We start from the raw sequence: 10,862 nt of genomic DNA, 5'->3' as shown, positions 1-10,862 counted from the left end.
AAAGCTCATCATAACCGCCAACGCCGTGCTCGCCAGCAATACCCTATGGAAAACCAACATGGATTGACACCAAACACGGTTGCTCAGGGGAGAGGTCGGCGCGCAGCGCCGGGTGAGGGGTGCGATGCTGCAAGATGGGTGATGTCCCAGCATCGCACCCTCACCCTGGCTTCCTGCCAGGCCAACATCACGCTGCATTGCAATCCGCCCGCAGCCCCCTAAATATCACCCAACAGTTCTGGAGTACCTCCCCTATGAGTGACAGTAATTCCCCCGGGTGGCACGGGACGACGATCGTTTCCGTGCGCAAGGGCAACAAGGTCGTGGTGGCCGGCGATGGCCAGGTTTCCATGGGCCAGACCGTGATGAAGCACGGCGCCAAGAAGGTTCGGCGCCTGGCCGGCGGCAAGGTAATCGGCGGTTTCGCCGGCTCCACGGCCGACGCCTTCACCCTGTTCGAGCGGCTTGAAGCCAAGCTCGAGCAATATCCCGACCAGCTGATGCGCGCCGCCGTCGAGCTCGCCAAGGATTGGCGCACCGACCGCTATTTGCGCAAGCTGGAAGCCATGATGATTGTCGCCGACAAGACCGACACCCTGGTTTTGACCGGCACCGGCGACGTGCTGACCCCGGATCACGGCGTCATCGCCATTGGCTCGGGCGGCAATTATGCCCATTCGGCAGCGCTGGCCCTGCATCAGGCAACCGAGCTCGACGCCGAAGATATCGCCCGTCGCGCCATGAAGATCGCCGAAGAAATCTGCGTCTACACCAATGGCAACGTCACCCTCGAAACCATCGAGCTCAACGCGTGAACCATTCGATCCGCCAGCTGGGCGCCGCCGAGGCCGAGGCATTTCGCACGCTCAGGCTGGCGGCGCTGGCCGACAGCCCTGAGGCATTCGGTGGCGATCACACCGAGGAAAGCCAGCGGCCGCTCGGAACCTTCACCGCGCAGCTCACCACGAGCGCGGTGTTCGGCGTCTTCGTGGACGGCGCCCTGTGCGGCTTGGCCGGATTGTTCTGGGACGACGGGGCCAAGCGACGGCACATCGGCAATCTCTATACCGTGTACCTCGCTCCGCAGGCTCGCGGAACCGGGTGTGCGCTGCCCTTGATCGAGGCGGTCCTCGATCATGCACGTATCCTGGGCCGAACGCAGGTTCACCTGGGCGTCGGCGCATACAACACACCGGCAGTCCGCCTCTACCAAAAGGCCGGGTTCGAAATCTACGGGACCGAACCCCGGGCCCTGTTTGTGAACGGTCGATTTATCGACGAACACCTGATGGTGCGCTTTCTAGACAAGGCACCAGGAAAGACAGAACAATGACTGAAACCAATTTCTCCCCGCGCGAGATCGTTTCCGAACTCGACCGCAATATCGTGGGCCAGGACGATGCCAAGCGCGCCGTGGCCGTGGCCCTGCGCAATCGCTGGCGCCGTCAGCAGCTCCCGCCCGAGCTGCGCCGCGAGGTGACACCCAAGAACATCCTGATGATCGGGCCGACCGGCGTCGGCAAGACCGAGATTTCCCGCCGCCTTGCGCGGCTGGCACAGGCGCCATTCATCAAGGTCGAAGCCACCAAGTTCACCGAAGTGGGCTATGTCGGGCGCGACGTCGAGCAGATCATCCGCGATCTCGTTGAGGCCGGCATTACCGTGCTGCGCGACCGCCGCCGGGCCGACGTTCAGGCCCAGGCGCACCAGAATGCCGAAGACCGCGTGCTCGATGCGCTGGTCGGCCAATCGGCCGCCCCATCCACCCGCGATTCGTTCCGCCGCAAGCTGCGCAACAACGAGATCGATGACAACGAGATCGAGATCGAGATGAGCCCGGCCCCCAACACCGGTGGCTTCGAGATCCCCGGCATGCCCAATGGCGGCATCGGCATGATCAACCTGTCGGACATGTTCAAGTCCGCCATGGGCGGGCGTGGGGTCAAGCGCAAGATCAAGGTCAAGGACGCTTATGAGCCGCTTATCGCCGAAGAAGCAGACAAGCTGCTCGATCAGGATCAGCTCAAGACCGAGGCTATCGAACTCGTCGAAAACCACGGCATTGTCTTTATCGACGAGATCGACAAGGTCGCCCATCGCGAAGGCGGCGCCCAGGGCGGCCCGTCCCGCGAAGGCGTGCAGCGTGACCTGCTGCCGCTGATCGAAGGCACCACGGTTTCCACCAAATACGGTCCGGTCAAAACCGACCACATCCTGTTCATCGCCTCGGGCGCCTTCCATGTCAGCAAACCAAGCGATCTGCTGCCGGAATTGCAGGGCCGCCTGCCGATCCGGGTCGAGCTCAAGGCCCTCACGCGCGAGGATTTCATCCGCATCCTCAACGATACGGACGCCAGCCTCATCAAGCAGTATGTGGCATTGATGGGCACCGAAGGGGTCACCCTGGACTTCACGCAGGACGCAATCGAGGCGATTGCCGACGCTGCGGTCAAGGTCAACAATTCGGTCGAAAACATCGGCGCCCGGCGCCTGCAGACGGTGATGGAGCGGCTGGTGGAAGACATCAGCTTCGAAGCCCCGGACAAGCAGGGCCAGACTATTCTGATCGATGCGGCCTTCGTCGCCGAAAAGGTCGGCGTGCTCGCCGGCGACACGGACCTGAGCAAGTTCGTGCTGTAGGGGGCAAACACCCAAGCGCCTTGAAGCGCAATTCAACGCACCCACCGGGCGATCAAACCCACGGCGCTGCCCTCGGACTTGATCCGAGGGCCGTTGGCCGCTTGTACCGGGCTGATAGTGGCCCTCGGATCACGTCCGAGGGCAACCCGGTGGGAGGTTGGATACGATAGCAGATGAGTGCTACCCCGCCACCGGTCCCAGCAACCCGCTGGTCCTCACCCCATCGAACACAAACTGCACCGCCAGCGCGGCCAGCAAAATCCCCACCACGCGCGACACCACCGCAAGGCCCGTAACCCCGAGCAGGCGCTGGATGGGAATGGCGACCAACAGCGTCAACCAGGCCAGGAACAGGATCACCACGATCGCCACAAGCACGGCCCAGAATTCGGCCGTGCTGGTGGTCCCGGTGGTCAAAAGGATCACCGCACTGATCGCGCCCGGGCCGGCCAATAGCGGCATGGCGAGCGGAAACACGGCGATATCGTCGCGCTGGCGGGCCTCCACTTCTTCCTCGTCGGTCGTGCCGGTGCCGCCCGAATGGCGGGCAAAAACCATGTCGATGGCGATCAGGAACAGCAGCAGGCCACCAGCCGTGCGCAACGCCGGAATGGTGATGCCGAAGACTTCCAAGATCGGATTGCCCAGCACCGCGAACAGCAACAGGATGCCGGTGGCGATCAGTACGCCGCGCGTCGCGAAGGCAAAGCGTTCCTTGGCCGTATTGCGCTTGGTCAGCGCCGCGAAGATAAACGCGATATCGGCCACGCCCACGGTGGCAAAAAGCGTTGCAAAGGCAACAAAGAAGGTGGTTGTGGGCATGACGCTGCTCCGGAAGGCTCCGGCTAGCGATAGCGGGTTCAGCCCGCCTTGCCCACCCCTAGTGCTTGGCGCGCTGGCTCAGAAAATCCGCAAAGAAAGCCTGGTCGCTGCGCAATAGCGAGCCGATACGGCGTTTTGGTGGAATGATCGGAACTGGCGTGCGGGGCACATAGCGATATTGCGGCGCATGGGCAAAATAGCGGGCCCGCCGCTCCAGCCTTGCCGCTTGGGCACGACGTTCGTCCCGGTTGAACCAGAGCAAAGTCGTGATAACGATGATCCAGATCGCCGCCACTTGCCAGACCATGCCAACCCCACTCGAGTGCTGGCAAATCTATAGCTAATCAAAGCTTAACGCCCAAGCGCAGGCCGGCATTAGCCTTAACCCGCAGCATTTTAGCGAACGCCCGATCCCTGCGCGGAAGCTACTTCTTGCCCTTGTCGCCACCATCGATTGGCACGGCATAAAGTTCGAGCCGGTGATCCACCAGCCGGTAGCCGAGCCGCTTGGCAATGACTTCCTGGATCGCCTCGATTTCCTCGTTGCGGAACTCGATGACGGTGCCGGAACGAATATCGATCAGATGGTCATGGTGCTCATCGGGGATGAGTTCGAAGCGCGCCCGCCCGTCCTTGAAGTCGTGCTTGGTCACAAGCCCCGCTTCCTCAAAGAGGTTGACCGTCCGATAGACCGTGGAAAGCGAGATCCGGTCATCGACGGCCGAAGCGCGGCGATAGAGCTCTTCGACGTCGGGGTGGTCGGAGGCGGCTTCGATCACCTGAGCGATAATCCGCCGCTGGTCGGTCATCCGCATGCCTTTTTGCACGCAGGCTTCCTCGAGGGTCGGTTCATTGGGGCTCTTGCTCATCGAACCGGGTTACCCAAGATCACGCGCCATGACAAGCGCCGTCGCCGCCGAGCCATCCGGCTTGGGGTAATAACCCTGGCGCCTCGAAATGGTGCTAAACCCCTCGCGCGTATAAAGCTTTATGGCGGCGGCGTTCTCCTCGCTGACCTCCAGAAACATGCGCCTGGCAGGGCTCATCAGCAGGTCGTCGAACGCGGCTCGCAGCAGTGCCTGCCCGATCTTCCTGCCGCGCCATTTGGGGTCCACCGCAATGGTCAGCAGTTCCGCCTCATCGGCCGCGATGCGGATCAGCGCAAAACCGGCGATGCGCCGCTTGGCATCACGGGCGACATAGACCGGTGTACCGGGTTCGCTGAGGAAACTGGCAAACTCCGCCTCGGGCCAGCCGCGGTAGAATCCGGTAGCATGGATGCGCGCAAGGTCCCGGGCGTCCCGCGTCTGGCCGGGTTCGATATGGAGCCCAGCCGGCGCCATCCAGAGTTTCATCATGGCTAAAGCCTCTGGATACGCGCTGCCGTCTGCGGCTTGGCGTCTGCGTCCCGCACATAGCTCGCCTCGGGCGGATGCGCTGCCGGATCGGCTGTTGCGCCGTAGCGCGCCACCAACGCAATATCGACAAAAGGGGATTCGATCAGCGTCGAGCCGGGAACGATAGCCTCTCGCGCCGCTTCCATGGCCAGCAGCATGGGCGCGCTCGTGGGTTCGCCGGCGCCGGCAAAGCTCTGGAAATAGGCTTCACCCCGGCGCGCGTCGAGCAGCACGGTCGATGGGCCCGGCACGGCCAGCGACAACGCCAACAGGCTCGGCACGCCGATGACGGGAATAGACCGCGCCAGCGCCAGTCCCCGCGCTGCAGAGAGCCCGATGCGCAGGCCGGTGAACGAGCCCGGGCCGGTGGTGGTAACCACGCGCGTCAAATCCGGATAACCGACCCCATTGCGCTCCAGAAGCTCGCCAATGCGCGTGAAAATCAGTTCGGCATGGCCGGTGGCGATTTCATCCACCGACACATACACCGGCCCGTCAGGCAGCAGCAGCGCCAATTGCAGACGCGGGGCAGCGGTGTCGATGGCAAGGATGGTGGTCATGCTTCCGCTCCCCTCGCCAACGCATCACTGCAATCTTCCACCGCGCCATTCCCATCTGCCACCACGTCATTCCCGCGAAAGCGGGAATCCCACTTCCGTCCGGCAGTGAAGTGAGATTCCCGCTTTCGCAATGACGCCGTGAGGAGAGCAGGCTCAGGCCGCAAGATCGGCAACCACCGCATCCAGCACCGGCCAACCCCGATCGGTGACCCTGATATTCCCATTGGGCAAGGTCTCGACGAATCCATAACCCTTGAGCGCATCGATCTGGCGCGGCGAAATCTGCCGGCCGGAAATGGCGGTGAAGCGCGAAGGCGAGATGCCTTCCTTGAGGCGCAGGCCCATCACCAGGAACTCGTCGCCCTGTTCTTCCCAGGTCAGCACGTCGTCCACGACCATGCCATGCCCGGCGCTGACGACCTTTTTCTGCCAGTCGAACGGCATCTTTTCGGCGGCCGTGGCGTGGCGCTGGTTGTTGATCATCAACCGGCCATGCGCACCCGGACCAATGCCGGCATATTCGCCATAGCGCCAATAGAGCAGATTGTGTTCGCTTTCCTGGCCCGGCCGCGCGTGGTTGGAAATCTCGTAGGCCGGCAGGCCGGCTTCGGCCGTCAATTCCTGCGTCAGCTCATAAAAATCCGCCGCCAGATCCTCGTCGGGCATCTGCAGCTTGCCGGCCCGGTGCAGGTCGAAATAGCGCGTGCCCTGCTCGATGGTCAGCTGGTAAAGGCTGATATGGCCCCGCGCCATCCACAGCGCTTCCTTGAGCTCGTCTTCCCAGTCTTCCAGCGTCTGCTTGGGGCGGGCATAGATCAGATCAAAGCTCGAGCGCTCGAAAACGCTCTGCGCGATCCGCACCGCGGCTATGGCCTCATCCACGCTGTGACGGCGGCCAAGTTCGGCCAGCGGCCCCTCGCGCAGCGATTGCACGCCCAGCGAGACCCGATTGACCCCGGCAGTGCGGAAACCCTTGAAGCGATCGACTTCGACGCTGGTGGGGTTGGCCTCCAGCGTGATTTCGGCCTTCGGCTCCACCGTCCAGTGCCGGGCAACCGCGTCGATGATCCGGCCTGCCGCATTGGGCGACATCAGCGAAGGCGTGCCACCACCAAAAAAGATCGATTGCACGACCCGGCCGGGCGCCAATGCCGCCGCATGCGCAATCTCGCGCTCATAGGCCGCGACATAGCCGTCCTCGTCGAACGGGCCGCGATGAACATGGCTATTGAAGTCGCAATAGGGGCATTTGCTGGCGCAGAAGGGCCAGTGAATATAGACGCCGAAAAGATCGTTGCCCCTAGCGCTCAATCTGGTGTTCCACGAATTGTGCAAAGGCCCGCGCGCGGTGGCTGAGCCCCTGGTTTCCCCGGCTCCAGCTATGCTTCATTTCGGCCGGCATCTGGCCGAAGGTGATGTCATAGCCATCGGGCATGAAGACCGGGTCGTAGCCATGACCGTTTTCCCCACGCGGCGGCCAGACCAGCATGCCATCGCACTTGCCGACATAGAGCACGTCCCGTCCATCGGGATGGGCCAGGCACAGCGTGGCGTTGAAATAAGCGCGCCGTTGCGCGGGCGAGGTCGCGTTGGCCGCCTGCAGCGCATCCTCAACTCGTTTCATGGCGTGATCGAAATTGCGCGGCACACCGGCCCAGTCGGCCGTATAAACCCCGGGATCGCCGTTGAGCGCATCCACGCACAGGCCCGAATCGTCGCTCAGCGCCAGCATGCCGGCGCCTTGGGCAGCGGCATGAGCCTTGATGCGGGCGTTTTCGGCGAAAGTGGTGCCGGTTTCTTCCGGTTCGGGCAGGTCCAGTTCCGCCGCTGAAATCAGCTCCAGCCCGAAGGGCTCGAACAATTCCTGGAATTCCGCCAGCTTGCCCTTGTTGTGGGAAGCCAGCACCAGCCGGTCACCGGGGCGAAGTTTGGGGAGGCTCACTTGGTTGCACTCTTTGGCTTGGCATCGAGTGCCCGCGAGACATCATGCCAGAGCGCGCAGCGCTCGGGCGCCGGTGCCTGGTTTGCTTGCGGCTGCTGCGCGGGCGCGGATGCGACTTTCTTGAGGAGCCAACCGATCATGACTGCAATACCGTCTGCTGCATTTCAGTAAGGTCTCCGATGCCTTGTTCGGCCAGGGCCATCAGCGCGTTCAATTCATCGCGCGAGAACGGCACCTGTTCGGCCGTCCCCTGGATTTCCACGAACTTGCCCGAGCCCGTCATCACGAAATTGGCATCGGTGTGGGCTTCTACGTCCTCAAGATAGTCGAGGTCCAGCACCGGCGCGCCGCGATAGATGCCGCAGGATACCGCCGCCACCGAATCGCGCAGGGCATTGCCCCGGGTCAGCTTGCGCTCGTCCATCCAGCGCAGCGCTTCGGCCAGCGCCACATAGGCGCCGGTGATGGAGGCCGTCCGCGTGCCGCCATCGGCTTCGAGCACGTCACAATCCACGGTGATCTGGTTTTCACCGAGCATCTGCAGATCGACGATCGCACGCAGCGAGCGCCCGATCAGGCGCTGGATTTCCTGGGTGCGGCCCGATTGTTTGCCGGCCGTCGCCTCGCGGCGGGTGCGGGAGCCGGTGGCGCGGGGCAGCATGCCATATTCGGCCGTCACCCAGCCCTGGCCCTTGCCGCGCAGCCAACCGGGCAGGCTGGTTTCCACCGACGCCGTCACCAGCACCTTGGTGTTCCCGAACGAGACGAGGCACGAGCCTTCCGCCTTTTGCGCGACACCGCGTTCGAAAGTCACGGCGCGCATCTGGTTCGGCTCACGTCCTGAAGGGCGCATCAATAATCCATGCAGAAATTACTATTAACCGCCTCTTAACCCTCATCGGACCCGCTCACAAGCCGCAGTGGCTTGGCGCAGGGCCGTATTGCGCTTAAATGGTGGCTCACGGTTAAAGTGGACGATTTTATCAAAATCCGCATGAGCAAGCCCCCAGAAGATTTTTTGAGCGTGCTCAACGCCCGCAGCCAGGATATTTTCCGCAAGATCGTGGAGCGATACCTCGACACTGGCTCGCCCGTCGGCTCGCGCGATCTGTCCCGCATGCTGCAGACCGGCCTGTCGCCGGCCTCGGTCCGCAATGTCATGGCCGACCTCGAGGACCTCGGCCTGATCGCCGCGCCGCACACCTCCGCCGGCCGCGCGCCGACCCAGGAGGGATTGCGGTTTTTCGTCGATGCCATGCTCGAAGTCGGCGCCGTCAACGAAACCGAACGCAGCCAAATCGCCAAGTCCATCCAGGGACAGCGCCAGGGGCAGGTCGAGGATGTGCTGACCGAGGCCAGCCAATTGCTGAGCGGGCTCAGCCAGGGCGCCGGCGTCGTCATCGCCACCAAGGCCGACATGGTGCTGCGGCACCTCGAATTCGTGCGGCTCGATGCCACCCGCGCCATGGCGATCCTGGTTGGTGAAGACGGCCAGGTGGAAAACCGCATCATGGATACCCCGCCAGGTCTCACCGCCAGCGCCCTGACGCAGGCGGGCAATTACCTCGCCCATCATGTGGTGGGCCGCACCATCGCCGAAGCCCGCAAGATCCTTGCCGAACAACGCGCCGAGCAGCGGGCCGAGCTGGACGAATTGACGCAGAAGCTGGTGGATGCCGGCATCGCCACCCTCAGCCAGGAGAGTGCGACCAGCACCCCGACCGTGATCGTGCGCGGCCGCGCCAATCTCATCAACGACACCATGGCATCGGACGAATTGCTGCGCATGCGGCAATTATTCGATGAACTGGAAAGCAAGGACGGCCTGCTGGAGCTATTGGGCGATGCCGAGAAGGCCCAAGGCGTGCGCATCTTCATCGGCTCGGAAAACAAGCTGTTTTCGCTTTCCGGCTCCTCGGTGATCCTCTCGCCCTACAAGGATGCCAATGACAAGGTCGTTGGCGTGCTGGGCGTTATCGGCCCCACGCGGCTCAATTATGCCCGCATCGTGCCCGTAGTCGACTACACCGCCCACGTCATTACGGCGATGATGGCGCGCAAGCGCAATAACAGCTGAGGGTTGAAAACCCGACCATTCTGGCCGATATCGGCGTTAACCCCCTTACACATGCGGAAAATAGAATAATGATGAGCGACGAGAACGCCGCCTCCGGCGAAACGAACGAGTTCGAAACCGAGGTCGAACAGCCCGAGGTTGATCCGATCGAAGCGCTGCAGGCCGAAAACGCCGAGCTCAAGGACCGGGTGCTGCGCACCATCGCGGAGATGGAAAACCTGCGCAAGCGCACCGAGCGCGACGTCAATGACACACGCTCTTATGCCATTTCCGGCTTTGCCCGCGACATGCTGAGCGCCACCGACGCGCTGAGCCGCGCCCTGGTGATGCTTCCCGCCGAAGCGCGCGAAAGCGGAGACGCGACCACCAAGAGCCTGATCGAAGGTATCGAGCTGGCCGAGCGCGAAATGCAGCGCCTGCTGGCCAAGCACGGTGTCAAGCCGATCGAGGCCGAGGGGCAGAAGTTCGACCCCCACAAGCACCAGGCCATGTTCGAAGTGCCCGATCCCACCCGTCCCGAAGGCACCGTCGTACAGGTCGTGCAGGCGGGCTTTGCCATCGGCGACCGCGTGCTGCGTCCCGCCATGGTGGGCGTCGCCAAGGGCGGCCCGAGCCAGGCCCCGGCCGACGAAGCCGTCGACAAGAGCGCCTGAGCCTCAAGGCTAAAAAGTTTCACGTGAATCCCCGCTCCGGCGGGGATTTGCATTTGTGGGCCGGCCTAACCCAAAATATCCTTGCTCATGATCCGCGCCACCCCGGCGTCCGCCATGTCCGCCCAGGCCTGTCCAAGCGATCCGGCATTGTCGATTGCCCGGGTTGCGTCCTCGATCACCGTCACGTCGTAGCCGGCAGCCGCGCCATCGATGGCGGTCCAGGCCACGCAGAAATCGGTTGCCAACCCAACCAGAAACAACCGCCCGACATCGCGCTCATTGAGATATCCGGCAAGCCCCGTGAGCGTCTGCCGGTCGGCCTCCTGGAACCCCGAATAGCTGTCGATCAGCCGGTTATAGCCCTTGCGGATGATCAATTGCGCATGCGGCAGCGCAAGCTCGCGGGACAGTTCAGCGCCGGGCGTGCCCCACACGCAATGGTCGGGCCAAAGCACCTGAGTGCCATAATCGAGTTCGATGGTTTCAAACGGCGCCTTGCCATCGTGCTGGCTGGCAAAGGAAACATGCTCCGCCGGGTGCCAGTCCTGGGTCAGCACCACATTGCCAAAATGACGCCCCAGCGTATTGATCAACGGCACGATCTCATCGCCACCAGCCACCGCCAGGCTGCCGCCGGGCAGGAAATCATACTGCATGTCGACAACCACCAACACGTCCTCGGGTGAAATCTCGATCGTCATGGCGGCATCCCCTTGTTTGCACCGGGGCAGTTATGACCGTTCGCTCGCAATTGTCGAGAAGGCCCCTTGT

Annotated in this window: 14 protein-coding genes; 5 read left to right on the top strand and 9 right to left on the bottom strand. The window is 63.0% G+C overall.

What is annotated here, in order from left to right; all coding sequences use genetic code 11:
* The first annotated feature begins 254 nt into the window (after positions 1-254).
* From hslV to hslU, 3 genes are read left to right on the top strand one after another with little or no spacing between them, the layout of a single operon-like run.
* Positions 255-815 (top strand): ATP-dependent protease subunit HslV, encoded by a 561-nt coding sequence (gene hslV / locus C8264_RS15195; RefSeq protein WP_108461818.1) that lies wholly within the window; start codon positions 255-257, stop codon positions 813-815.
* A complete protein-coding gene (locus C8264_RS15190) occupies positions 812-1,333 on the top strand; it encodes a GNAT family N-acetyltransferase (protein WP_162783681.1) in 522 nt (173 codons plus the stop codon). Before hslV ends, C8264_RS15190 begins: the two co-directional genes overlap by 4 nt.
* A complete protein-coding gene (hslU, locus tag C8264_RS15185; RefSeq protein WP_108461817.1) occupies positions 1,330-2,640 on the top strand; it encodes an ATP-dependent protease ATPase subunit HslU in 1,311 nt (436 codons plus the stop codon). The genes C8264_RS15190 and hslU overlap by 4 nt, the downstream gene beginning before the upstream one ends.
* A gap of 180 nt (positions 2,641-2,820) precedes the next feature.
* Here hslU and C8264_RS15180 read toward each other — a convergent pair whose 3' ends face one another.
* The 8 genes from C8264_RS15180 to rph form a co-directional block, all read right to left on the bottom strand.
* Entirely contained in the window at positions 2,821-3,462 is a 642-nt protein-coding gene (locus C8264_RS15180) for a MarC family protein (RefSeq protein WP_108461816.1), read from the bottom strand.
* Positions 3,463-3,520: 58 nt separating this feature from the next.
* Positions 3,521-3,769 carry a hypothetical protein gene (locus tag C8264_RS15175; RefSeq protein ID WP_108461815.1) on the bottom strand — a complete coding sequence of 83 codons (249 nt, stop codon included), beginning with the start codon at positions 3,767-3,769 and terminating at the stop codon, positions 3,521-3,523.
* Between the two features lie 118 nt (positions 3,770-3,887).
* On the bottom strand, positions 3,888-4,331 hold the full coding sequence (locus C8264_RS15170; protein WP_108461814.1) for a Fur family transcriptional regulator: 444 nt from the start codon (positions 4,329-4,331) through the stop codon (positions 3,888-3,890).
* Positions 4,332-4,340: 9 nt separating this feature from the next.
* Positions 4,341-4,820: a ribosomal protein S18-alanine N-acetyltransferase gene (rimI, locus tag C8264_RS15165; protein WP_108461813.1), complete on the bottom strand. Its 480-nt coding sequence runs from the start codon at positions 4,818-4,820 to the stop codon at positions 4,341-4,343.
* Between the two features lie 2 nt (positions 4,821-4,822).
* A complete protein-coding gene (gene tsaB / locus C8264_RS15160) occupies positions 4,823-5,419 on the bottom strand; it encodes a tRNA (adenosine(37)-N6)-threonylcarbamoyltransferase complex dimerization subunit type 1 TsaB (protein ID WP_108461812.1) in 597 nt (198 codons plus the stop codon).
* A gap of 153 nt (positions 5,420-5,572) precedes the next feature.
* Positions 5,573-6,730, bottom strand: a complete 1,158-nt coding sequence (hemW, locus tag C8264_RS15155; RefSeq protein ID WP_108461811.1) for a radical SAM family heme chaperone HemW — start codon at positions 6,728-6,730, stop codon at positions 5,573-5,575.
* The gene (locus tag C8264_RS15150) at positions 6,720-7,361 is read right to left on the bottom strand and encodes a non-canonical purine NTP pyrophosphatase (protein ID WP_108461810.1); all 642 of its coding nucleotides are present in this window, start codon (positions 7,359-7,361) and stop codon (positions 6,720-6,722) included. Before C8264_RS15150 ends, hemW begins: the two co-directional genes overlap by 11 nt.
* A gap of 136 nt (positions 7,362-7,497) precedes the next feature.
* Entirely contained in the window at positions 7,498-8,214 is a 717-nt protein-coding gene (rph, locus tag C8264_RS15145; protein WP_108461809.1) for a ribonuclease PH, read from the bottom strand.
* Positions 8,215-8,355: 141 nt separating this feature from the next.
* Here rph and hrcA point away from each other — a divergent pair, with 141 nt between their 5' ends.
* Entirely contained in the window at positions 8,356-9,438 is a 1,083-nt protein-coding gene (gene hrcA, locus C8264_RS15140) for a heat-inducible transcriptional repressor HrcA (RefSeq protein WP_108461827.1), read from the top strand.
* Positions 9,439-9,509: 71 nt separating this feature from the next.
* A complete protein-coding gene (grpE, locus tag C8264_RS15135; RefSeq protein ID WP_425430684.1) occupies positions 9,510-10,091 on the top strand; it encodes a nucleotide exchange factor GrpE in 582 nt (193 codons plus the stop codon).
* 65 nt (positions 10,092-10,156) lie between these two features.
* Here grpE and pncA read toward each other — a convergent pair whose 3' ends face one another.
* Positions 10,157-10,792: a bifunctional nicotinamidase/pyrazinamidase gene (gene pncA, locus C8264_RS15130; protein ID WP_108461807.1), complete on the bottom strand. Its 636-nt coding sequence runs from the start codon at positions 10,790-10,792 to the stop codon at positions 10,157-10,159.
* Between the last annotated feature and the right edge of the window lie 70 nt (positions 10,793-10,862).

This window comes from Devosia naphthalenivorans, assembly GCF_003056355.1.
In the GTDB taxonomy this organism is placed as follows: Bacteria; Pseudomonadota; Alphaproteobacteria; order Rhizobiales; family Devosiaceae; genus Devosia; species Devosia naphthalenivorans.
The sequence above is the reverse complement of the archived record's forward strand: the minus strand, read 5'-3'. Positions and strand labels throughout refer to the sequence as shown.